The following is a 22,605-nucleotide window of genomic DNA, read 5'->3' on the forward strand; positions in this document are numbered from 1 at the left end:
ATTATATGTATCTGCTACTATATGTTTTAAGCATTTTAGTTGTTAACTATCAATTTGCATTGTAGAATGCTATCTAGTATAGTCGTTTAAGGATAGAGGTGTAAATGAATGTTTAAATTTAATGAAGATGAAGAAAATTTAAAATGTTCTTTCTGTGGTAAGGACCAAGATCAAGTTAAAAAATTAGTAGCAGGCAGTGGTGTATATATTTGTAATGAATGTATCGAACTATGTTCTGAAATTGTTGAAGAAGAATTAGCTCAAGCTACTTCAGAAGAATTTACTGAATTACCGACGCCTAAAGAAATTATGGACCATTTAAATGAATATGTTATTGGCCAAGAAAAAGCTAAAAAATCTTTAGCAGTGGCAGTTTACAATCATTACAAACGTATTCAACAATTGGGTCCAAATGAAGATGATGTTGAGTTACAAAAAAGTAATATCGCCTTAATTGGACCAACGGGTAGCGGTAAAACTTTACTTGCACAAACACTTGCTAAAACATTGAATGTACCATTTGCTATTGCAGATGCGACAAGTTTAACTGAAGCAGGTTATGTTGGTGATGATGTTGAAAATATTTTATTACGTTTGATTCAAGCTGCTGATTTTGACATTGATAAAGCAGAAAAAGGAATTATTTATGTAGACGAAATTGATAAAATTGCTAGAAAATCTGAAAATACATCAATTACGCGTGATGTTTCTGGTGAAGGTGTACAACAAGCATTACTTAAAATCTTAGAAGGTACAACAGCAAGTGTACCACCTCAAGGTGGCCGTAAACATCCTAACCAAGAATTGATTCAAATTGACACAACTAATATTCTATTTATATTAGGTGGTGCGTTTGATGGTATTGATGAAGTCATTAAACGCCGTTTAGGTGAAAAAGTTATCGGTTTTGCTAGCAATGAAGCAGATAAGTATGATGAAGAAGCTTTATTAGCACAAATTCGTCCTGAAGATTTACAAGCATATGGTTTAATTCCAGAATTTATTGGACGTGTACCAATAGTTGCTAATTTAGAAACATTAGATGTTGAAGCGCTTAAAAATATTTTAACGCAACCTAAAAACGCGTTAGTTAAGCAATATACAAAAATGTTAGCTCTTGATAACGTTGAATTAGAATTTACTGAAGAAGCTTTGGCAGCAGTCAGTGAAAAAGCAATTGAACGAAAAACTGGAGCACGTGGATTACGATCAATTATAGAAGAATCTTTAATTGATATTATGTATGATGTACCTTCAACAAGTGATGTTGCTAAAGTTGTAGTAACTGCTCAAACAATTAATGAGGAAATAGAGCCTGAAATGTATGATTCAGAAGGTAATTTATTGAACGGTACTAAAACTTCAGCTTAATTATCAACCATATAATAAGGAAGTGGTGATAGAATTCATTTGAGTTCGAAACTGCTTCCTTATTTTTATACATATCATTTTTTTAAAATTTTAGATTTTTAAACATTTATATTATAATAAAGCAGCTATAATAATGAAGAGGTGTTTGAATATGAATATTAACCCAAATAATATAGAATTAATGATTAGTGCAGTGAAAGAAGAACAATATCCTGAAACCAATTTAACTGAAATCGCTTTAAGTGGACGTTCTAATGTGGGTAAGTCCTCTTTTATTAATAGTATGATTGGTAGAAAAAATATGGCTCGTACTTCACAACAGCCTGGAAAAACGCAAACTCTAAACTTCTATAATATTGATGAACAACTTATTTTTGTTGATGTTCCTGGATATGGATATGCAAAAGTAAGTAAATCACAGCGTGAAAAATTTGGGAAAATGATAGAAGAGTATTTAACTAAACGAGAAAATCTAGGTTTAGTCATTCAACTTGTAGATTTACGACATAATCCTACCGAAGATGATGTATTAATGTATAATTATTTAAAACATTTCGATCTGCCAACACTAGTCATTTGTACTAAGGAAGATAAAATTGCGAAAGGTAAAGTTCAAAAACATATAAAAAATATAAAACAAAAATTAGATTTAGATCCAAACGATACAATTATAAGTTACTCTTCTATTCAAAATTCTAAACAGCAATACATTTGGGATATTATTGCTAATTATATAAATTAAAAGACATATCTTGTAATTAAGTGACGAAATTTTGACTTCACATTAGAATGTTTCTAATTTATTTGAGCATCAAACTTAAATTCATTCTAAAATGTGTTATACTAACGATATTGTTAGTATATGGAGGGCGTTATAAATGCATTTTATTGCTATTAGCATAAATCATCGTACTGCTGATGTAGCTTTAAGAGAGCAAGTTGCTTTTAGAGATGATGCCTTACGATTAGCCAATGAAGATTTATTCGAAACTAAAGCAATTTTAGAAAATGTAATATTATCGACATGTAATCGTACAGAAGTATATGCTGTAGTGGATCAAATTCATACAGGACGATATTATATTCAACGATTTTTAGCTCGTTCATTTGGATTTGAAGTAGATGATATTAAAGCAATGTCTGAAGTTAAAGTGGGGGACGAAGCAGTAGAACATCTATTGCGTGTAACTTCAGGTTTAGATTCAATTGTGTTAGGAGAAACACAAATTTTAGGCCAAATGCGTGATGCATTTTTCTTAGCGCAAGATTTAAAAACAACTGGAACTATCTTTAATCATCTATTTAAACAAGCAATTACTTTTGCTAAAAAAGCACATAATGAAACAGATATCGCAGATAATGCTGTAAGTGTTTCATATGCTGCTGTGGAATTATCAAAAAAAGTATTAGGTAAATTAAAAAATAAACATGCTGTTATTATTGGTGCAGGTGAAATGAGTGAATTGTCGTTATTAAATTTACTCGGCTCAGGCATTAATCATATTACAATTGTAAATCGAACAGAAAGTAAAGCTAGAATTTTAGCTGAAAAACATCAAGTTAGTTATGATAAGCTAGAATCTTTACCTAGTTTATTAACTTCAACTGATATTGTTATTAGTTCTACTAGTTCACCAGATTATATTATTACTAAAAGTATGATTAATCAGGCACTATCATATAGAAAATCTAAATTATTATTATTAGACATTGCAGTACCACGAGATATTGAACCATGTCATAATTTAAGTGATGACGTATTTAATTATGATGTAGATGATTTAAAAGGTTTAGTTGATGCTAATTTAAAAGAACGACAAATGGCGGCTGAAGCTATTTCTAATGAAATTCCTGCTGAAATTAAAGCACATAATGATTGGGTAAATATGTTGGGTGTAGTTCCTGTAATAAGAGCTTTACGTGAAAAAGCAATGACTATTCAAGCTGAAACAATGGATAGTATCGATAGAAAATTACCGAATCTATCTGAACGAGAACGAACAGTCATTTCTAAACATACTAAAAGTATTATTAATCAAATGTTGAAAGATCCAATTAAACAGGCTAAGGAATTGAGTAACGATAAAAAAAGTAATGAAAAATTAGAGCTATTTCAAAATATATTTGATATTGAAGCCGAAGATCCTTATAAAGCAGTGAAAGAACGTAAAAAAGAAAAGGAACTTTCAGTACGACATATCTTTAGTTTTGAATAAGCATATTAAAATGGTGATAATATGCAAGAAACGCTATTTATTAGATTTCATGAAATTATATTAATTGTATATTTAATTAGCATTCTTTGTTATTTTATAGACTTTGTTCGGAAGAGTCATAAGATTAGAGTACTTGGAATTTATGCCTTAGGGATTGTTTGGTTTTTACAAACAATCTCTTTGTCTATGTGTATTACTTCGCATAGTGATGTATTGTTTAATTCCATATTTGATGTTTTTTTCTTCTTGTCATGGATGATTATTTCTATTTCTTTAGTTTTAAATATTATTAAAGTTCTAAGTTTTTCTGTGTTTTTTTTGAATGTAATTGGATTTATCTTATTAACGATGAATACATTTAGACCTGAACACTATACAAACAGTATACAAAAAGTACAAGTTATAAATGAATTATTACTTGTACATGTAGGGCTTGCAGTATTGAGTTATGCTTTTTTTGCACTTGCATTTGTAAATGCATTGCTATATATCATTCAATATAAAAACCTTAAAGAAAAAAACTTTAATCAGAAATATTTTAGAATTGGCAGTGTAGCAACTCTTGAAAAAATTATATTTTTTTCAACTTTGGGCGGTTTAGTAATATTAATATTGAGTGTAATTTTAATTGCTCAATGGGGAATCTATGCGGTTGGTATAGCAATATTTAAAGATCCGAAGGTTATGTTGTCTGTCATTATTACGCTTCTTTATACAGTATATATCGTTATGTATTTAAAAAAGAAAATCATCTCAATTAATTTAATTTATTTTAATATTATGATATTTTGCCTATGTATGGTGAATTTATTCTTCACTACTCATTTTAATTAAAAGAAAACTTATGTAGGAGGCCTTGTTTATGCGTAAATTAGTTGTGGGTTCACGTAGAAGTAAACTTGCTTTAACACAAAGTAAACAATTCATTGATAAATTAAAAGCCATTGATCCATCTTTAGAAATCGAAATTAAAGAGATTGTCACAAAGGGAGATCGAATTGTGAATCAACAACTATCTAAGGTTGGAGGAAAAGGCCTATTTGTTAAAGAGATTCAAAATGAACTATTTAACAACGATATCGATATGGCAATACACTCATTAAAAGATGTTCCTAGTATTATTCCAGAAGGTTTAACATTAGGTTGTATTCCTGATAGAGAAATACCATTTGATGCCTATATTGCCAAAAATCACGTACCATTAGAAGAACTTCCTAAGAATAGTATAGTTGGTACAAGTTCATTAAGAAGAGGTGCACAAATATTATCTAAATATCCTCATCTAAAAATTAAATGGATTCGTGGTAATATTGATACACGTTTAAATAAATTAGAAACAGAAGATTATGATGCGATTATTTTAGCAGCAGCAGGACTCAAACGTATGGGTTGGTCTGATGACGTAGTAACAACTTATTTAGATAAAGACACATTACTACCTGCAATCGGTCAAGGTGCTCTTGGCATTGAGTGCCGTAGTAACGATATTGAACTTCTCGAGTTACTTCAAAAAGTTCACAATAATGAAGTTGCAAATTGTGTAACGGCCGAACGAACATTTTTAGCTTCAATGGATGGAAGTTGTCAAGTTCCAATTGGTGGATATGCGAATTATAACAATAACAATGAAATTGAGTTTACAGGCTTAATCATGACACCAGATGGTAAGGAACGTTATGAACATACTGAAGTAGGAACTGACCCTGTAAAATTAGGGAACAGAGTAAGTGAGATACTTAAAGAACAAGGTGCGTATGAAATTATAAGAAAATTAAACGAAGAAGCATCACATTAATACTAAATCTTAGTAGAGGTGTTACAGTTAGATGAAACCAGTGATAGTTATGACGCAAACGAGTAAAGTACAGAGTGATATGGTAGAAGTCATTCATAAGCCATTTATTAAAATTCAATCACTTGAATTTGATACTCAACTCTTGCATGATAATTATGACTGGCTTATTTTTTCTTCAAAAAATGCCGTACATTTATTTTATAAATATTTAGAGTACGTGAATGTAAAACATATTGCAGTAGTAGGCGCTAAAACTGCGCAGTTATGTAAACAATTAGGTATAAATATAGATTTTATACCTAACGATTATTCTCAAGAAGGTTTATTAGAAGGATTAAATCTAGAAAAATCTTCTATTTTAATTCCGAGCAGTGCACAGGCAAGACCAAAATTGCAACAAACTCTCGCTGAACATAATAATGTTGTGAAAATTGACTTGTATACACCTATAGCGGATAGAGAGAATATTATTGAAGTTATCAATCTAATTCAACATAATCAAGTTGAAGCATTAACATTTTCAAGTTCATCTGCAGTGCGTTATTATTTTAGTGAGGCATTTCCTAAGCATTTTAAAAATTACTATGCTATAGGTCAACAAACTGCAAATAGCATTAGAGCCTATGGTTATGAACCTTATATTGCAGATAAACAAACTTCTGAAGCATTAATAAACACATTTTTAGAAAGTAGGAATAAATAATGAAATTCGATAGACATAGAAGATTACGCTCTTCAGCTACAATGAGAAGTTTAGTAAGAGAAAATCATGTTAGAAAAGAAGATTTAATTTATCCAATTTTTGTAGTAGAAAAAGATAATGTTAGAAGCGAAATTAAATCGTTACCTGGTGTATATCAAATAAGTTTAAATCTATTAGATGATGAAATTAATGAAGCATATGATTTAGGTATTAGAGCGATTATGTTTTTTGGCGTACCTAATGAAAAAGATGATGTGGGTTCTGGTGCATACGATCATAATGGCATTGTTCAAGAGGCAACACGTAGAGCAAAAAAACTTCATAAAGATTTATTAATCGTTGCTGATACTTGTTTATGTGAATATACGGATCATGGTCATTGCGGTATCATTGATGATCATACGCATGATGTTGATAATGACAAATCTTTACCATTATTAGTTAAAACAGCAATTTCTCAAGTCGAAGCTGGCGCTGACATTATTGCTCCAAGTAATATGATGGATGGTTTTGTTACCGAAATTCGACAAGGTTTAGATGAAGCTGGTTATTATAATATTCCAATTATGAGCTATGGCATTAAATATGCTTCTAGTTTCTTTGGACCATTTAGAGATGCTGCAGATTCAGCTCCTTCATTTGGAGATAGAAAAACGTATCAAATGGATCCAGCTAATCGTTTAGAAGCACTAAGAGAATTAGAAAGTGACTTAAAAGAAGGCGCAGACATGATGATTGTCAAACCAGCTTTAAGTTATTTAGATATTGTTAGAGATGTAAAAAATAACACTAATATTCCTGTTATTGCTTATAATGTTAGTGGTGAATATGCTATGACTAAAGCAGCATCTCAAAATGGTTGGATAGATGAAGAACGTGTGGTTATGGAACAAATGGTATCAATGAAACGTGCGGGCGCAGATATGATTATTACTTATTTCGCGAAAGATATTTGTCGTTACTTAGATAAATAATGGTTAAGGAGGAACAAGTTAATGACTTATGAAAAATCACAAGAAGCAATGCGCATTGCTGAAACACTTATGCCTGGTGGTGTCAATAGCCCTGTAAGAGCATTTAAATCAGTAGATACACCAGCAATTTTTATGGATCATGGTGAAGGTTCGAAGATTTATGATATAGATGGCAATGAATACATTGATTATGTATTAAGTTGGGGACCATTAATTTTAGGTCATAAAAATAAACAAGTCATTAGTAAATTACATGATGCTGTAGATAAAGGCACTAGTTTTGGTGCTTCAACACTAGAAGAAAATAAATTAGCTGAACTTGTTATTGAAAGAGTGCCTTCAATTGAAAAAGTAAGAATGGTTTCTTCAGGTACTGAAGCTACTTTAGCGGCATTAAGACTGGCTAGAGGTTACACTGGTAGAAATAAAATTGTTAAGTTTGAAGGATGCTATCACGGACATAGCGATTCATTGCTTATCAAAGCAGGTTCAGGTGTAGCAACTTTAGGTCTTCCAGATTCACCAGGAGTACCTGAAGGCACAGCTAAAAACACAATTACAGTACCTTATAATGATTTAGATGCGATTAAAGTAGCATTTGAAAATTATGGAGATGATATTGCTGGTGTGATAGTAGAACCAGTTGCAGGAAATATGGGTGTTGTACCCCCTAAAAAAGGTTTCTTAGAAGGATTAAGGGAAGTCACTAAAGAATATGGTTCTTTACTTATCTTTGATGAAGTCATGACAGGTTTCCGTGTAGGGTATAACTGTGCTCAAGGTTATTTTGGTGTGACACCAGATATCACATGCCTAGGAAAAGTGATTGGCGGTGGCTTACCTGTAGGTGCTTTTGGAGGCAAAAAAGAAATTATGGATAAAATTGCTCCAGTAGGTAATATTTATCAAGCGGGAACTCTATCTGGTAATCCTTTAGCAATGACAAGTGGTTATGAAACACTAAGTCAATTAACGCCTGAATCATATGAGTATTTCCAAGAATTAGGCGATATATTAGAAAAAGGACTTAAAGAGGTATTTGCTAAACACAATGTTCCTATTACAGTAAATAGAGCTGGTTCTATGATTGGTTATTTCTTAAATAAAGGACCTGTAACCAACTTTGAAGAAGCGAATCAAAGTGATTTAGAGTTATTTAGTCATATGTATAGAGAAATGGCTAAAGAAGGCATATTTTTACCACCTTCTCAGTTTGAAGGAACATTCTTATCTACCGCACATACCAAAGAAGATATTGAAAAAACGATTCATGCTTTTGATAATGCATTAAGTAGAATTGTTTAATATTTAAAAGTTAATATAATAAAAGTGGAACAAAGATGAGATAATATCATCGTTCCACTTTTTTTAATTTAAATGCTTTTAATCTAGAAAGAAGTGATGATTTTTGAGGCGAATTTGGCTAAATAATATTATATTATTAATAATAGCGATAATCATGAGTTTAATATTAAAATTATCTCATATGCTTTTACCCTTTATGTTTGGGCCCATTATAGCCTCAATTATTGTGGTTAAAGTACTAAAACTAAATATTAAATGGCCTTTTTGGATTAGTCAGATTGGCTTAATATTACTTGGAGTACAAATAGGATCTACGTTTACGTCACAAGTCATTAACGATATCAAAAATGAGTGGTTAACCATTGTGACGGTGACTGTTTTACTCATCACGTTATCATTATTGATTGCTTATTTTTTCAAAAAAATTGCAAGAGTTAATACTGAAACTGCTATCTTGAGTGTAATACCTGGCGCTTTAAGTCAAATGTTAATTATGGCTGAAGAAGATAAAAAAGCGAATATCTTAGTAGTAAGTTTAACCCAAACTTCTAGGGTTATTTTTGTAGTCGTACTTGTACCACTTATTTCTTTTTTATTTAGCAATTCATCATCAAGTGAAGAGATGATTCATAAAGCTACACCATTAACAAGAGCTTTAAATGTGCCCCAAATTGCTTTAATTATGATTGCTATAGCTTTTGTTTATTTCTTAATGTCAAAAATAAATTTTCCAACAAAACAATTACTCGCTCCAATTGTCGTTTTAATTGTTTGGAATTTATCAACTCATCTGACTTTTACTTTAGATAATTATATTCTTGCTTTTGCACAAGTGATTTATATGATTAGAATTGGTTTACAAATTGCACATTTATTAGGTGATTTAAAAGGTCGCATTGCTATAGCAATTATGTATCAAAATATAAGTTTAATTTTAGGATCATTTTTGATGGTCTTTATTGTTCATTTGTTTACTCATAATTCACTAAACGAATTATTTTTAGGTGGAGCTCCTGGAGGTATGAGTCAAATTGTGCTAGTTGCCATAGCTACTGGTGCAGATGTTGCTAAGATATCAAGTTTTCATATCTTTAGGATATTTTTTATATTATTTTTAGTAGCACCAATAATTAATTACTTTTTAAAACGAAAAAAAAGTGATAATCAATCATAAGGAGTAGAACTACGAATTCAAAATAATCTGTTCTACTCCTTTTAATATTTAATGATTAGGTTTTGAAGGACATCCTTCTAAGTGAGCATCATATAGACCAGCCGCTTCCATAAACGAGAATACAGTTACAGGTCCTAAAAATTTAAAACCATAAGCTTTTAAATCTTTTGAAAGTTGTTTTGCTCTTTCATCAACTGTAATACGTTCTGAGGGAGTTTTATAGTGCAAGTCAATAGGATGTCCATCAACATATGACCATAAAAACTTACTGAAGCTACCATATTCTTTTTCAATTTGTAAATAACCCTTAGCTTGAGATACTATGGCTTCTAATTTCTTTCTATTATGTACGATATTTGGAAAGGTCATTAAAGCATTAATATCTTTCTCTGTCATTTTAGAAATTTTTATAGGATCAAATTGATGAAATGCTTTTTCATAAGCCTCTTTCTTTTTTAATATAGTTAACCAAGATAAACCAGCATGTTGAGATTCAAGTGCAAGTAATTTGAAAAGTGAAAGACTATTAAAATCTGGTTGTCCCCATACTTTATTATGATAATCTAAATAAATAGGGTCTGTAGTTCCAAAGGCACATGCGTTCATAAATATTCCTCCAAAAGATTGACTTATCATTGTTTTCTATTATACTATTAATTAGTAATTAAATATATTTTTTGGGAAGAGTATGTTTGATACTTATCAAAGAGAGCATATGGACGGTGTAAATATGTATAATGATCAAACTGAAGGTAGCCCACAAGTTCTTTTATTGAATACACATATAATAGTAGATAGAAGCGTGTATGAGCGTTAATCATAAATAAGTGCAAGAAGATATGGAGGTATCGTCTTGAATTTAGGTGGTACCACGGAGCATCCGTCCTATATATTAGGAAGGATGCTTTTTTATTTTAGGAGGTTATTTCAATGAAAATGGAATCAAAGTATAATCCTCGTGAAGTTGAAGCGGGACGTTATGAAGAATGGGTAAAAAATGAATACTTTAAACCTCTAGAAGATGAATCTAGAGAAGCATATACAATTGTTATTCCGCCGCCGAATGTGACTGGTAAATTACATTTAGGACATGCTTGGGATACAACATTACAAGATATTATTACTCGAATGAAACGTATGCAAGGATACGATACGCTTTATTTACCTGGTATGGATCATGCGGGTATTGCAACACAAGCTAAAGTAGATGCTAAATTAAAAGAACAAGGTATTTCTCGTCATGATATAGGACGTGAAAAATTTTTAGAACATGCTTGGTCTTGGAAAGAAGAATATGCATCTTTTATTCGTAAACAATGGGCTAAATTAGGCTTAGGTCTTGATTATAGTAGAGAACGTTTTACTCTTGATGACGGCTTAAGTAAAGCGGTTAGAAAAGTATTTGTTGATTTATATAATAAAGGAATTATTTATCGTGGAGAGCGAATTATAAATTGGGATCCAGTCGCACGTACAGCATTGTCAGATATAGAAGTGATTCATGAAGATGTGCAAGGTCATTTTTATCATTTTAAATATCCTTATGCTGATGGTAATGGATATATTGAAATTGCCACAACTCGTCCTGAAACAATGCTAGGGGATACTGCTATAGTCGTTAATCCAAATGATGAACGTTATAAAGATGTTATAGGAAAAAAAGTGATTTTACCAATTATAGGTAGAGAATTACCAATTTTAGCAGATGAGTATGTTGATATTGAATTTGGTAGTGGAGCTATGAAAGTTACACCTGCACATGATCCTAATGACTTTGAAATTGGTCAGAGACATCATTTAGAAAACATTATCGTAATGGATGAAAATGGAAAAATGAATGACAATGCATCTCAGTATGCTGGTTTAGACCGTTTCGAATGTCGTAAAAAATTAGTAGAAGATTTAAAAGCTCAAGATTTAGTGATTAAAATTGAAGAACATATGCATTCTGTAGGTCATTCAGAACGTTCTGGTGCAGTAGTAGAACCTTATTTATCTACACAATGGTTTGTAAAAATGAAACCACTTGCGCAACAAGCACTAGATAATCAAAAAACAGATAATCGAATTGATTTTTATCCACCACGTTTTGAAAATACATTTAATCGTTGGATGGAAGAAATTAGAGATTGGACTATTTCTAGACAATTATGGTGGGGTCACCAAATTCCAGCTTGGTATCATAATGAAACAGGTGAAGTATATGTTGGAGAAGAAGCACCTGCTGATATCGAAAATTGGACTCAAGATGAAGATGTGTTAGATACATGGTTCTCAAGTGCGTTATGGCCATTCTCAACTTTAGGTTGGCCTAATGAAGAAGCAAAAGATTATCAACGTTACTATCCAACGAATGTTCTTGTAACCGGTTATGATATTATCTTCTTCTGGGTAGCAAGAATGATTTTCCAAGGATTAGAATTTACTGGTAAACGACCATTTAATGATGTACTTCTTCATGGTTTAGTAAGAGCTGAAGATGGTCGTAAAATGAGTAAATCACTTGGTAATGGTGTAGATCCAATGGATGTCATCGAAAAATACGGAGCAGATAGTTTACGCTACTTCTTAGCAACTGGTTCTTCTCCAGGTAATGACTTACGTTATTCTACCGAAAAAGTTGAATCTGTATGGAACTTTATTAATAAAATTTGGAATGGTGCTCGCTTTAGCTTGATGAATATTGGAGAAGACTTTAAAGTGGAAGACATTGATTTATCTGGTAATTTATCTTTAGCGGATAAATGGATTTTAACACGACTAAATGAAACAATAGAGACCGTTACTAATCTGAGTGAAAAATATGAATTTGGTGAAGTTGGACGTGCTTTATATAACTTTATTTGGGATGAATTCTGTGATTGGTATATTGAAATGAGTAAAATACCAATGAATGGTGAAGATGAAGCTCAAAAACAAACAACACGTTCTGTTCTAAGTTATACACTTGATCAAATAATGAGAATGCTACATCCATTTATGCCATTTGTAACTGAAAAAATTTGGCAAAGTTTACCGCATGAAGGAGAAACAATTGTAAAAGCAGCATGGCCGACAGTTAAAGAAGAGTTTGTGTTTGATGAAAGTAAACAGACAATGGAACAATTAGTTGAAATTATTAAATCTGTGAGACAATCACGCGTAGAAGTAAACACACCACTTTCTAAATCAATCCCTATTCTCATTCAAGCTAAAAATGAAGAAATTAAAACAATCTTAGAAAAAAATGCGGATTATATTCATAGATTTTGTAATCCAAGTGAATTAACCATTGATACAAATGTAGATATTCCTGAAAAAGCGATGACAGCGGTAGTAGTTGCTGGTAAAGTCATTTTACCGTTAGAAGGACTTATTGATATGGATAAAGAAATTGAACGTTTAGAGAAAGAGTTAGACAAACTTCAAAAAGAATTAGACCGTGTTGATAAAAAATTATCAAATGAGAATTTTGTTAATAAAGCACCTGAAAAAATTATAAATGAAGAGCGCGAAAAACAACAAAAATATCAAGAAAAATATAATGGTGTTAAAAACAGAATTGAACAATTAAAAGCATAGGAGAATTGTCAATGAATTACCTAGATAGCTTATATTGGATACATGAGCGCACTAAGTTTGGTATTAAACCTGGTGTTAAAAGAATGGAATGGATGCTTAACCACTTAAATAATCCTCAATTAAATATTCGCGGTATTCATGTGGGTGGAACAAATGGTAAAGGTTCTACAGTAGCTTATTTAAGAGCTGCATTAGTTGAGAATGGATATGAAGTTGGAACATTTACTTCTCCTTTTATTGAAACGTTTAATGAACGAATTAGTTTAAATGGTTATCCGATCTCAAATGACGAAATAGTTGAATTAGTAAAGCGAGTTAAACCAGTAAGTGAAGCGTTAGAACAAGAAACCGAACTCGGTTCTGCAACAGAATTTGAAATTATAACAACAATGATGTTTTTATATTTTGGAGAGATACATCCTGTAGATTTTGTTATTGTAGAAGCGGGACTAGGAATTAAAAATGATTCAACTAATGTGTTTACTCCTATTCTTTCAATTTTGACAAGTATAGGATTAGATCATACTGATATTTTAGGAAGTACGTATTTAGATATCGCAAAAGATAAAGGTGCTATCATAAAACCTAATGTACCCGTCATCTATGCAGTCAAAAATGAGGAAGCTTTAAAATACATTAGAGATTTAGCGGTAAATCAGAATGCAAAGCCAATTGAACTAGATAGAGAAATCATTATTGTATCTGAAGATGATGAATTTACTTATAGATATAAAGATTATGAGTTAGAAACAATCATCTTAGATATGATAGGTGATCATCAAAAAGAAAATGCTTCATTAGCTATTACAGCTTTAATAGAGTTGAACGAAGAAAATATTATTGAATTAGATTTTAATAAAATGATTGATGCTATTGAAAGTGTTTGTTGGACAGGACGTATTGAGCAAGTTAAAGAAAAGCCTCTTATTATTATTGACGGAGCACATAATAATGAAAGTGTTGAAGCATTAGTTTCAACAATCAAAAATTATTATGATCTTGAGAAAATGGATGTTTTATTTTCAGCCATTAAAGGTAAACCTGTAAACGAAATGTTAAGTAAATTACAAAATTTAGCTGGTACCTTTTATTTTACTGAATTTGATTTTCATAAAGCCTTATCTAAACAAGAATTACTTGAGAGTATAGATGCTGATAACATCGAATATATTGATGATTATGTAGATTTTATAAATCATTATGATGGTGAGGGCTTATTGATTACAGGTAGTTTATATTTTATAAGTGAAGTAAAATCGAAAGTTGAATTTAATTCATAATATATAGTATGTTAAATGTCTAAATATAGCTATGAAGAAAGTTACAAATTAAACTTCTTCATAGCTTTTTTATTAGTTATATAATTGATAGATTAAGAGTGGACTGATTATTTTTAATAAAAGTTTTATTCATTTTATTGAATTTAAAATGCTTTAAAGAAGATATATTTATTTATTGAAATGAATTTAATCTAATCCTCGTTATTCCATTTACTTAGACCATATTTTAGTTATAATGAATGATATGAGGTGATAAGTATAATAGTATTATTAGCATTTACGTGTAGTGTAATATTTAGTTTTTTATATCAATTTTCAAGTATAGAGAAAGTGAATCTTCAATATTTCAAGCGACGATCCCAATGTGATTATTGTCATACATCATTAAAGTGGTTTGATACTATACCATTATTAAGTTTCATATTCTTAAAAGGACGCTCGAGATGTTGTTCAAATCCTTTAAAGCGTTCCTATATTATAGGTGAAATATTATCGTTTCTTATTGTCCCATATTTAATATTTATCGATATACATATAAATTATTCTCTCTTTATATTAACTTGTTTAATGTTGATAACGATGTCTCTAACCGATATTCAAACATTAACAATCAACAGTAACTTAATCCTCATTTTTTTCATTGTCGGTATCTATATTTCTTCATTACATTTGATTTCATTTATATTTATTTTCTTTCTATTACATACATTTTTTCTGTTAAATTCTAAAAGTATAGGGTACGGTGATATTTTATTACTTAGTATACTTTCTATATTTTATACTTATGAATTTATGCTTCATCTAATATTATTAACTTGTGCAATTGGTCTTATGTTTTATATCATCATGTTTCGTTTTAAGATACGTAAAATCCCACTTATTCCTTTTATTTCAATCTCATATATTTTATTAATTAATTTTTCCAACAATATTATGTAACTAATAAAGAAAAGGTGATGTTTTTGAAAATTAAAGATATGGCCAAAAGTGAGCTTCCTAAAGAGAGACTCATTCAATATGGTGAAAAAAGTTTGTCTAACAGTGAATTATTAGCAATTTTAATTAACACTGGACGACGAGGGGTTTCAAGTATTGATATTGCGAATGAAATGATTAATAAAGTAAATAATTTAAAAGAATTAAAATTACTTTCAATACATGATTTGTTAAAAATAAAAGGTATAGGATTGCATAAAGCAGTGACATTAAAAGCCGCTTTCGAATTGGGAGAAAGAATAAATAAACGTAATTCGATTGAAAAAGTAAAGATTAAATCTCCTAAAGATGTCGCAGATATGATGATGTCTAAAATGAAAGATTTAACTCAAGAGCATTTAGTTGCTTTATTTTTAAATACTAAAAATATAGTGATTAAAGAAGAAACTATATTTATAGGAACATTAAATTCTTCAGTGATACACCCGAGAGAAGTCTTTAATGCTGCCATTAGAGCTTCATGTAATGCAATAATTGTGATTCATAATCATCCATCTGGAGATGTGACGCCTTCAAAAGAAGATATTGCTACTACCATTAGACTTAAAGAATGTGGACAAATTCTTGGCATTGAATTACTTGACCATATTATTATCGGTGATCAAAAATTTACTAGTTTAGTAGAGGAGGGATATTTCGTATAAAAGGTTAAAAAGTATTTATAGTCTCATTGTTAAAATTTTAGTATAATAAACCTTAATTATATATTTAGAGGTGTACGATGACTTTATTTTTAATCATAGGGGTATTAATACCTATTATTTACATAATGAGATTGAATATTAAACAAGAAACAATTCGTTTAAAAGAAACACTTAATACTGTATTATTATCGATTGTTGGTATTACAACTTTTTCTTTTATTGGAGTATTCGTTAACCAAACGCATACTCAATTATATATTGTACTTATTAGTGATATAGTAACTGGAACGATATTTGGGTTACTATTAGCAACAATATATAAAATTTATGAATACTTGTCTCAAAGCAATCGTAAATAAAGCTAGTTAACTTTTCATACAATACAATCATAAACGAATTAATAAAGGGATAGATTGTATCAATTACATTGAAAAGTAACTAGCTTTTTCATTATCTTATATAAGCTGAAAGCACATTAAAATTTTCTAAAATCCAAAGAACACCTTGATAGGCTAAATACAGTCCGAGAATAATAAAAGTAGCAGAGATTAAAAATCTTAAAAGTGCAAATCCTACTTTAAAAAGTATAACTGCAAGCAAGATAAGTAAAATAATTGTAAGAATGTTCATTTCTCACACTCCTCTAAATTTATTTTACGAGTGATATTAATTATTATAATATATTTTAAGAAAATGTTAATCAGTCTAAAGAATTTACTTAATTTACTTCTTTAGACCGATGGATGAAATCTATTTTATATTTATAATAATTTAGGTTTAAAATTGGAGGGATTTAATTGCGAATGGTATTTAGTATTTTTAAAAATATAGTAGCAGTTATTGCAATCCTTAGTATTGTTTATTTTGCATTAAAATATGCCCCATTTTTAAGAGAACAGGACTGGAATCCTATGAATCAACCTCTTAGTAACCAATTCGAGCTTCTACCAAGTAATCAAACATCAACACCAGTGCCCACTAATGGAAAAAGTTATACTATAGAAGAAAACAATTTACTTCAGAATATTCCTGCTAGTCAAACGAAAAATGTATTTAAATTTATAGATAAAAAAGAATTTATGGAAGTTTCAGGTATAGTTAGGATGGGATATAATGAAAATTACATTGTAGGGCAAAGAGATAATGAATTTATCATCTATAAATTCGGAAGTGATACGATTAAAGTCTTTAGTACGGAAATTGAAATGGAACAGGAATTAAATCGTCTAGGACAATCAATTACTTTAAAACCTCAGAATGAGTATTAAAAAATATAATTTGAAAAAAATAAATAAATGCGTTAATGTCTAGAATAGATACAATAATCTTTTGAAGGTTGGTGTAATGTATGTCTGAACAATCTAAAGAAAAACAAGCAAATGAACAAGCAAAAGCACAAAATTTATTTTCGAAATGGAGAAAAGATGAAACGCTCTATGAAGAAGATAAAAAAGATAATTCGAATAAAAAATCGTAAAATTAAATAAGATGACATTTGATAGGAGCAAGTACTAGAATTCAATGAAGATTCTAACTTGTTCCTTTTTTCTTCTTTGAAGATAATATTTAATATTATTCTTTATTTCAATCCTAGAGTAATATAAAATAGAATATAATAGTTTAAAATAAATAGTAGAGGTGTTATGAGTGTTAAATTTTTTTAAAAATAACAAGTTAATTGTTGTTTTTTGTGCAATAATTATTTTTATTGCATTGATTGGTTTGTCCATTCGTTCACAAACTCAATCACCTCCTGAGCAATATGTGGGGGACTCAGTGTCATTTGGTCAGAGAGTAATTAGTTACCCGGTAAACTTTGTGACTGGAGCTATAGGTAACTTCTTAAAATCTAACAAATCAAATCATAATGAAGTTAATCAATTAAAAGCAAAAAACGAAGCATTAGAAGCTGAAAATAAAAACTTAAAAAAAGAACTTGATATGACTGATGCTTCAAAATACGATGCAATTTCAGGTGCCATCATAGCACGTAATCCAGATCAATGGATGAATACAGTGATTATTGATAAAGGTAAAAAAGCTGGTGTAAGCAATAATATGGCAGTGTTTACTAGTGATGGTTTAATTGGAAGAGTAACTAGAGTGAATCAATTTTCTTCTCAAGTTGATTTACTTTCTACGAGTACAAGAGCTGGAAAACTATCAGTCAATATTCAACATCATTCTAAAAATGTTTTTGGATTAATTGATCACTATGATAATAAAACTCAGGAATTAATTATTAGTAATATCAATAATAAGGATAAAATTTCAAAAGGTGACAAAGTAGTAACAAGTGGATTAGCCGACCAATTGCCAAGTGATTTATACATAGGAGAAGTGACGAAGGTAGAAAATGATGAATATGGTTTAGCAAAAGAAGTGAGAGTGAAAACTGGAGCTAATTTATCAGATATTCAACATGTATACATAGCGAAAAAAAGTAATAATACGGATTTCAATGAAAGAGAGACCCGATAATGAAAGCGTTCGTTTATATAATGATTGGTATCATCGTTTTTTATCTTGATACACTTATTAGTTTAGTTATTCCTTTTCATATAGGAAACCTAACATTTATCTTAGTTCCTCATTTAACTTTAATGTATTTATTACTTTTATCAATTTATAGACCATTTATGGTCACATTATTACTAAGCATTTTTTTAGGTATTATAACTGATATCTACTTTGGCAGTGTATATGGTTTATATTTGTTTGGTTATATATTCTTAATAACAATATTTAATAAATTCTTGAAGATTTTTTACCGAGACTATATTATGGTATATTGGTTCAGTATCATTGGTGTAATGATTCTTGAAATATTTGTAGCAATTATATATTCTGTCATTAGCTATGTAGAATTTGATTTACTAAATTTTATATTACTACGTATTATCCCAACACTTATATTAAATATTATTTTATTAATTATTTTTATGCCTATATTCTTTAAATTTTTTAAAAAGCCAATATAATAGATTGACATTGAATATAAGTAATGGTAAGATGCAGTAGTTGAGTAGTTTTATAGCTACATACAACCGCTCAAATACAGGTTTAAGCGTTAAAATGTTTTTATTTTATCACCTGTATATGGCGTGACTTATAATTATAGGAGGTGCAAAGTATGTTTGCTATTATCGAAACAGGCGGTAAACAAATTAAAGTAGAAGAAGGTCAAGAGATCTTCGTTGAAAAATTAGATGTTAATGAAGGTGATTCATTCACATTTGATAAAGTATTATTTGTAGGTGGAGATTCAGTTAAAGTTGGTGCTCCAACTGTTGAAGGAGCTACAGTAACTGCTACTGTGAACAAACAAGGTCGCGGTAAAAAAATTACTGTTTTCACTTACAAACGTCGTAAAGATTCAAAACGTAAAAAAGGTCATCGTCAACCTTATACTAAATTAACAATTGATAAAATCAACGCTTAATTATGATTACTGTTGATATTTCAATTAATGATGAAGGTAAAGTAACAGACGTCATTATGGATGGCCATGCTAATCATGGTGATTATGGCTATGATATTGTTTGTGCAGGGGCTTCAGCTGTTCTTTTTGGAAGTGTAAATGCTATTTTAAGTTTAACTTCTGAAAAGCCGGATATCGATTATGATGATGACGGTGGTCATTTTCACATTAGATCAGTAGACACTAACAATGAGCAAGCACAATTAATTCTTCAAGCAATGCTTGTGTCTTTACAAACGATTGAAGATGAATATAATGAAAATATCAGATTAAATTATAAGTGAGGTGTATCCCGATGTTAAAATTAAACTTACAATTCTTCGCATCTAAAAAAGGGGTAAGTTCTACAAAAAACGGTCGTGACTCAGAATCAAAACGTTTAGGTGCTAAACGTGCAGACGGTCAATTCGTAACAGGTGGCTCAATTTTATATCGTCAACGCGGTACTAAAATTTATGCTGGTGAAAATGTAGGTCGTGGTGGCGATGATACATTATTCGCTAAAATCGACGGCGTTGTTCGTTTCGAACGTAAAGGTCGCGACAAAAAACAAGTTTCTGTATATGCAGTAGCTGAATAATTTTTGTCTAATTAACACCAGAAGTGAAGACTTCTGGTGTTTTATTTTTGTTTAAAAATGATTATAATAGAATCTAACGTTTTAGAGTTAATGATATAATATTAGCGATGAATTAATAAAATATATAAAAAGAGGTGAGATATATGTTTGTCGATCAAGTAAAAATATCTCTAAAAGCAGGCGATGGAGGTAATGGTATTACTGCTTATCGTAGAGAAAAATATGTACCATTTGGTGGCCCTGCCGGTGGTGATGGCGGTAAAGGTGCTTCAGTTATTTTTGAAGTTGATGAAGGTTTAAGAACACTTTTAGACTTTAGATTTCAACGTCATTTTAAGGCTAAAAAAGGTGAAAATGGTCAAAGTAGTAATATGCATGGTAAAAATGCGGAAGACCTAGTTTTAAAAGTGCCTCCTGGTACCATTATTAAAAGTGTAGAAACAGAAGAAGTTTTAGCAGATTTAGTTGAAGAAGGTCAACGTGCAGTCATTGCTCGAGGAGGTCGAGGAGGTCGAGGAAATTCACGTTTTGCAACCCCTCGAAATCCAGCTCCAGACTTTAGTGAAAATGGAGAACCTGGAGAAGAGCTAGATGTTACCTTAGAATTAAAGCTACTTGCTGATGTGGGACTCGTTGGATTCCCAAGTGTAGGGAAATCAACATTGTTGTCTATTGTATCTAAGGCAAAACCTAAAATTGGTGCTTATCATTTTACAACAATTAAACCAAATTTAGGTGTGGTTTCAACACCTGATCATAGAAGTTTTGTAATGGCAGATTTACCAGGTTTAATTGAAGGAGCTTCAGAAGGAGTTGGTTTAGGTCATCAATTTTTACGTCATGTTGAGAGAACAAAAGTTATTGTTCATATGATAGATATGAGTGGTTCTGAAGGAAGAGATCCACTTGAAGATTATCAAATCATCAATAATGAACTGATAAATTATAAACAAAGATTAGAAGATAGACCTCAAATTATAGTGGCAAATAAAATGGATATACCGGAAGCAAAAGATAACCTAGAATTATTTAAAAAAGAAATTGATGAAGAGGTAACTATTGTTCCAGTTTCTACAATTACAAGAGATAATATTGATCAATTACTATATACAATTGCTGATAAATTAGAAGAAGTAAAAGATATTGATTTTAGTGTAGAAGAAGATGAAGATGCAGGTGTTAATCGCGTATTATATAAACATACGCCATCTCAAGATAAATTTACGATTACAAGAGATGATGATGGTGCCTATGTAGTAAGCGGTAATGCAATCGAACGCATGTTTAAAATGACAGACTTTAATAGTGATCCAGCAGTAAGACGCTTTGCACGTCAAATGCGCTCTATGGGTATTGATGATGCATTAAGAGAACGTGGATGTAGTAATGGTGATATTGTTAGAATACTTGGGGGAGAATTTGAATTCGTCGAATAGGAGGGCTTTTTAGTGGACAGCAAAGATTATAAAAAGTTTTATTTAATACGTGAAGACGTTTTACCAGAATCAGTGGTTAAAACGCTTAAAATTAAAGACGCTTTAAAAAATGATTCCACACTGTCCATTTATGAAGCAGTTAAGCAGTTTAATCTATCAAGAAGTGCTTTTTATAAATATAGAGATACTATTTTTCCTGTAGATGACAAGATTTTTGAACACCGTGAATTCACCTTGATTCTCTATGTTAATGATATAGTAGGAATGCTTGCTCAAGTACTACAAATTATTTCAAAACTAGCGTTATCCGTTTTAACTATTCATCAAAGTGTTCCAATGGAAGAAAAAGCAACGATTACACTCTCTTTGAGTGCAAAAGATCAATCATTATCAATAGAAAAGGTCATGGGCACTTTGAGAAATATTCAACATGTTTATAAAGTTGAATTAATTAGTATGAGTATGTAAGGAAGGTATTTATGTACGCTTATATAAAAGGACATTTATCTCAATTGTTTCCAACACATATTGTTGTAGAAACGTCTAGTGGTATCGGTTATGAAATTCAAACTCCAAATTCATATCGATTTCAAAAATATTTAAATCAAGAATGTAAAGTCTTTACTTCACTTATTGTAAGAGAAGACGCACAATTATTATATGGTTTTATTAGCGAAGAAGAAAAAGAGATGTTCTTAAGCTTAATAAAAGTTACAGGTATAGGCCCTAAATCAGCTTTAGCTATTCTAGCCACAAGTACACCTAACGAAGTTAAACGTGCAATTGAAAATGAAAATGATACTTATCTAACTAAATTTCCTGGTATAGGTAAAAAGACTGCACGACAAATTGTATTAGATTTAAAAGGTAAAGTTAAGATTACAGAAGAGACTAGTGAGACCTTGTTACAAGTTGAGGGACAAGTTGAAGAAAATGACAATATAATTAAGGAAGCGTTATTAGCGCTTGCAGCTTTAGGATACTCTAAGAGAGAGCTTTCTAAAGTTGAAAAAGTACTTAATAAAACATCCATTCACTCTGTTGATGAAGCAGTTAAGATTGGTTTAAAAACGCTTGTATCTTAATATT

The 22,605-nt window shown here is 30.4% G+C and carries 26 protein-coding genes and 2 other annotated features; of the genes, 24 read left to right on the forward strand and 2 right to left on the reverse strand.

What is annotated here, in order from left to right:
• Positions 1-108: 108 nt before the first annotated feature.
• The 9 genes from clpX (at position 109) to NST64_RS05620 (ending at position 9,538) form a co-directional block, all read left to right on the forward strand.
• Positions 109-1,371, forward strand: a complete 1,263-nt coding sequence (gene clpX, locus NST64_RS05580) for an ATP-dependent Clp protease ATP-binding subunit ClpX (protein ID WP_002448985.1) — start codon at positions 109-111, stop codon at positions 1,369-1,371.
• A gap of 151 nt (positions 1,372-1,522) precedes the next feature.
• Positions 1,523-2,113 (forward strand): ribosome biogenesis GTP-binding protein YihA/YsxC, encoded by a 591-nt coding sequence (yihA, locus tag NST64_RS05585; protein WP_002448982.1) that lies wholly within the window; start codon positions 1,523-1,525, stop codon positions 2,111-2,113.
• 136 nt (positions 2,114-2,249) lie between these two features.
• Positions 2,250-3,587 (forward strand): glutamyl-tRNA reductase, encoded by a 1,338-nt coding sequence (gene hemA / locus NST64_RS05590; RefSeq protein WP_002488006.1) that lies wholly within the window; start codon positions 2,250-2,252, stop codon positions 3,585-3,587.
• A gap of 21 nt (positions 3,588-3,608) precedes the next feature.
• The gene (gene ccsA, locus NST64_RS05595; protein WP_107632406.1) at positions 3,609-4,421 is read left to right on the forward strand and encodes a cytochrome c biogenesis protein CcsA; all 813 of its coding nucleotides are present in this window, start codon (positions 3,609-3,611) and stop codon (positions 4,419-4,421) included.
• 28 nt (positions 4,422-4,449) lie between these two features.
• Positions 4,450-5,382, forward strand: coding sequence for a hydroxymethylbilane synthase (hemC, locus tag NST64_RS05600; RefSeq protein ID WP_002448971.1), 933 nt, complete (start codon positions 4,450-4,452; stop codon positions 5,380-5,382).
• Positions 5,383-5,413: 31 nt separating this feature from the next.
• On the forward strand, positions 5,414-6,085 hold the full coding sequence (locus tag NST64_RS05605; RefSeq protein ID WP_002448958.1) for a uroporphyrinogen-III synthase: 672 nt from the start codon (positions 5,414-5,416) through the stop codon (positions 6,083-6,085).
• Positions 6,085-7,059: a porphobilinogen synthase gene (gene hemB / locus NST64_RS05610; RefSeq protein WP_002448944.1), complete on the forward strand. Its 975-nt coding sequence runs from the start codon at positions 6,085-6,087 to the stop codon at positions 7,057-7,059. Before NST64_RS05605 ends, hemB begins: the two co-directional genes overlap by 1 nt.
• 21 nt (positions 7,060-7,080) lie before the next feature.
• Positions 7,081-8,364, forward strand: coding sequence for a glutamate-1-semialdehyde 2,1-aminomutase (gene hemL, locus NST64_RS05615; RefSeq protein WP_002449004.1), 1,284 nt, complete (start codon positions 7,081-7,083; stop codon positions 8,362-8,364).
• 103 nt (positions 8,365-8,467) lie between these two features.
• Positions 8,468-9,538: an AbrB family transcriptional regulator gene (locus NST64_RS05620; RefSeq protein WP_002449008.1), complete on the forward strand. Its 1,071-nt coding sequence runs from the start codon at positions 8,468-8,470 to the stop codon at positions 9,536-9,538.
• A gap of 48 nt (positions 9,539-9,586) precedes the next feature.
• Here NST64_RS05620 and NST64_RS05625 read toward each other — a convergent pair whose 3' ends face one another.
• Entirely contained in the window at positions 9,587-10,144 is a 558-nt protein-coding gene (locus NST64_RS05625) for a DNA-3-methyladenine glycosylase I (protein WP_002448956.1), read from the reverse strand.
• Between the two features lie 58 nt (positions 10,145-10,202).
• Positions 10,203-10,429, forward strand: a binding site (T-box leader).
• 39 nt (positions 10,430-10,468) lie between these two features.
• Between NST64_RS05625 and NST64_RS05630 the strand changes: the two genes are divergently transcribed.
• The 5 genes from NST64_RS05630 to NST64_RS05650 all read left to right on the forward strand — a co-directional run bounded on the left by NST64_RS05630 (position 10,469) and on the right by NST64_RS05650 (position 16,378).
• Positions 10,469-13,099: a valine--tRNA ligase gene (locus NST64_RS05630; RefSeq protein ID WP_002449015.1), complete on the forward strand. Its 2,631-nt coding sequence runs from the start codon at positions 10,469-10,471 to the stop codon at positions 13,097-13,099.
• Between the two features lie 11 nt (positions 13,100-13,110).
• Entirely contained in the window at positions 13,111-14,379 is a 1,269-nt protein-coding gene (locus NST64_RS05635) for a bifunctional folylpolyglutamate synthase/dihydrofolate synthase (RefSeq protein WP_002449007.1), read from the forward strand.
• Between the two features lie 249 nt (positions 14,380-14,628).
• Positions 14,629-15,318 carry a prepilin peptidase gene (locus NST64_RS05640; RefSeq protein WP_002448988.1) on the forward strand — a complete coding sequence of 230 codons (690 nt, stop codon included), beginning with the start codon at positions 14,629-14,631 and terminating at the stop codon, positions 15,316-15,318.
• A 23-nt stretch (positions 15,319-15,341) separates the two neighbouring features.
• Positions 15,342-16,019, forward strand: a complete 678-nt coding sequence (gene radC / locus NST64_RS05645) for a RadC family protein (protein WP_002448999.1) — start codon at positions 15,342-15,344, stop codon at positions 16,017-16,019.
• Between the two features lie 77 nt (positions 16,020-16,096).
• The gene (locus NST64_RS05650; RefSeq protein ID WP_002448966.1) at positions 16,097-16,378 is read left to right on the forward strand and encodes a hypothetical protein; all 282 of its coding nucleotides are present in this window, start codon (positions 16,097-16,099) and stop codon (positions 16,376-16,378) included.
• A gap of 91 nt (positions 16,379-16,469) precedes the next feature.
• Here the strand turns inward: NST64_RS05650 and NST64_RS05655 are convergent, their stop codons facing one another.
• Positions 16,470-16,649 (reverse strand): hypothetical protein, encoded by a 180-nt coding sequence (locus NST64_RS05655; protein WP_002448979.1) that lies wholly within the window; start codon positions 16,647-16,649, stop codon positions 16,470-16,472.
• Positions 16,650-16,816: 167 nt separating this feature from the next.
• Between NST64_RS05655 and NST64_RS05660 the strand changes: the two genes are divergently transcribed.
• The 10 genes from NST64_RS05660 to ruvA all read left to right on the forward strand — a co-directional run bounded on the left by NST64_RS05660 (position 16,817) and on the right by ruvA (position 22,601).
• A complete protein-coding gene (locus NST64_RS05660; protein WP_002448941.1) occupies positions 16,817-17,287 on the forward strand; it encodes a DUF4930 family protein in 471 nt (156 codons plus the stop codon).
• Positions 17,288-17,367: 80 nt separating this feature from the next.
• Complete coding sequence (locus NST64_RS05665) at positions 17,368-17,496, forward strand: hypothetical protein (protein WP_002448962.1); 129 nt, start codon at positions 17,368-17,370, stop codon at positions 17,494-17,496.
• A gap of 170 nt (positions 17,497-17,666) precedes the next feature.
• Complete coding sequence (gene mreC, locus NST64_RS05670) at positions 17,667-18,500, forward strand: rod shape-determining protein MreC (protein WP_002448929.1); 834 nt, start codon at positions 17,667-17,669, stop codon at positions 18,498-18,500.
• Positions 18,500-19,000 (forward strand): rod shape-determining protein MreD, encoded by a 501-nt coding sequence (gene mreD, locus NST64_RS05675; RefSeq protein ID WP_002448950.1) that lies wholly within the window; start codon positions 18,500-18,502, stop codon positions 18,998-19,000. Before mreC ends, mreD begins: the two co-directional genes overlap by 1 nt.
• A 54-nt stretch (positions 19,001-19,054) precedes the next feature.
• Positions 19,055-19,139 (forward strand) — a sequence feature (ribosomal protein L21 leader region).
• Between the two features lie 13 nt (positions 19,140-19,152).
• Positions 19,153-19,461, forward strand: coding sequence for a 50S ribosomal protein L21 (gene rplU, locus NST64_RS05680; protein WP_002448968.1), 309 nt, complete (start codon positions 19,153-19,155; stop codon positions 19,459-19,461).
• 2 nt (positions 19,462-19,463) lie between these two features.
• Positions 19,464-19,784 (forward strand): ribosomal-processing cysteine protease Prp, encoded by a 321-nt coding sequence (locus NST64_RS05685; protein ID WP_002448953.1) that lies wholly within the window; start codon positions 19,464-19,466, stop codon positions 19,782-19,784.
• Positions 19,785-19,795: 11 nt separating this feature from the next.
• The gene (gene rpmA, locus NST64_RS05690) at positions 19,796-20,080 is read left to right on the forward strand and encodes a 50S ribosomal protein L27 (RefSeq protein WP_002449010.1); all 285 of its coding nucleotides are present in this window, start codon (positions 19,796-19,798) and stop codon (positions 20,078-20,080) included.
• Positions 20,081-20,223: 143 nt separating this feature from the next.
• Positions 20,224-21,516 (forward strand): GTPase ObgE, encoded by a 1,293-nt coding sequence (obgE, locus tag NST64_RS05695; RefSeq protein ID WP_002448940.1) that lies wholly within the window; start codon positions 20,224-20,226, stop codon positions 21,514-21,516.
• Between the two features lie 12 nt (positions 21,517-21,528).
• Positions 21,529-21,984, forward strand: a complete 456-nt coding sequence (locus NST64_RS05700) for an ACT domain-containing protein (protein ID WP_002448936.1) — start codon at positions 21,529-21,531, stop codon at positions 21,982-21,984.
• Positions 21,985-21,995: 11 nt separating this feature from the next.
• Positions 21,996-22,601 (forward strand): Holliday junction branch migration protein RuvA, encoded by a 606-nt coding sequence (gene ruvA / locus NST64_RS05705; protein ID WP_002448949.1) that lies wholly within the window; start codon positions 21,996-21,998, stop codon positions 22,599-22,601.
• The last annotated feature ends 4 nt before the right edge of the window (positions 22,602-22,605 follow it).

Source organism: Staphylococcus sp. FSL W8-1268, assembly GCF_038003965.1.
Classification (GTDB): domain Bacteria; phylum Bacillota; class Bacilli; order Staphylococcales; family Staphylococcaceae; genus Staphylococcus; species Staphylococcus hominis.

What these genes read in the sequence shown, in the direction of transcription:
- NST64_RS05625 (WP_002448956.1), bottom strand. Translation starts at nt 10,144, where the DNA reads ATGAACGCATGTGCCTTTGGAACTACAGACCCTATTTATTTAGATTAT.
- NST64_RS05630 (WP_002449015.1), top strand. Translation starts at nt 10,469, where the DNA reads ATGAAAATGGAATCAAAGTATAATCCTCGTGAAGTTGAAGCGGGACGT.
- NST64_RS05655 (WP_002448979.1), bottom strand. Translation starts at nt 16,649, where the DNA reads ATGAACATTCTTACAATTATTTTACTTATCTTGCTTGCAGTTATACTT.
- mreD (WP_002448950.1), top strand. Translation starts at nt 18,500, where the DNA reads ATGAAAGCGTTCGTTTATATAATGATTGGTATCATCGTTTTTTATCTT.
- NST64_RS05685 (WP_002448953.1), top strand. Translation starts at nt 19,464, where the DNA reads ATGATTACTGTTGATATTTCAATTAATGATGAAGGTAAAGTAACAGAC.
- hemB (WP_002448944.1), top strand. Translation starts at nt 6,085, where the DNA reads ATGAAATTCGATAGACATAGAAGATTACGCTCTTCAGCTACAATGAGA.
- NST64_RS05635 (WP_002449007.1), top strand. Translation starts at nt 13,111, where the DNA reads ATGAATTACCTAGATAGCTTATATTGGATACATGAGCGCACTAAGTTT.
- yihA (WP_002448982.1), top strand. Translation starts at nt 1,523, where the DNA reads ATGAATATTAACCCAAATAATATAGAATTAATGATTAGTGCAGTGAAA.
- NST64_RS05665 (WP_002448962.1), top strand. Translation starts at nt 17,368, where the DNA reads ATGTCTGAACAATCTAAAGAAAAACAAGCAAATGAACAAGCAAAAGCA.
- rpmA (WP_002449010.1), top strand. Translation starts at nt 19,796, where the DNA reads ATGTTAAAATTAAACTTACAATTCTTCGCATCTAAAAAAGGGGTAAGT.
- rplU (WP_002448968.1), top strand. Translation starts at nt 19,153, where the DNA reads ATGTTTGCTATTATCGAAACAGGCGGTAAACAAATTAAAGTAGAAGAA.
- hemA (WP_002488006.1), top strand. Translation starts at nt 2,250, where the DNA reads ATGCATTTTATTGCTATTAGCATAAATCATCGTACTGCTGATGTAGCT.
- NST64_RS05650 (WP_002448966.1), top strand. Translation starts at nt 16,097, where the DNA reads ATGACTTTATTTTTAATCATAGGGGTATTAATACCTATTATTTACATA.
- hemL (WP_002449004.1), top strand. Translation starts at nt 7,081, where the DNA reads ATGACTTATGAAAAATCACAAGAAGCAATGCGCATTGCTGAAACACTT.
- hemC (WP_002448971.1), top strand. Translation starts at nt 4,450, where the DNA reads ATGCGTAAATTAGTTGTGGGTTCACGTAGAAGTAAACTTGCTTTAACA.
- ccsA (WP_107632406.1), top strand. Translation starts at nt 3,609, where the DNA reads ATGCAAGAAACGCTATTTATTAGATTTCATGAAATTATATTAATTGTA.
- NST64_RS05605 (WP_002448958.1), top strand. Translation starts at nt 5,414, where the DNA reads ATGAAACCAGTGATAGTTATGACGCAAACGAGTAAAGTACAGAGTGAT.
- clpX (WP_002448985.1), top strand. Translation starts at nt 109, where the DNA reads ATGTTTAAATTTAATGAAGATGAAGAAAATTTAAAATGTTCTTTCTGT.
- obgE (WP_002448940.1), top strand. Translation starts at nt 20,224, where the DNA reads ATGTTTGTCGATCAAGTAAAAATATCTCTAAAAGCAGGCGATGGAGGT.
- ruvA (WP_002448949.1), top strand. Translation starts at nt 21,996, where the DNA reads ATGTACGCTTATATAAAAGGACATTTATCTCAATTGTTTCCAACACAT.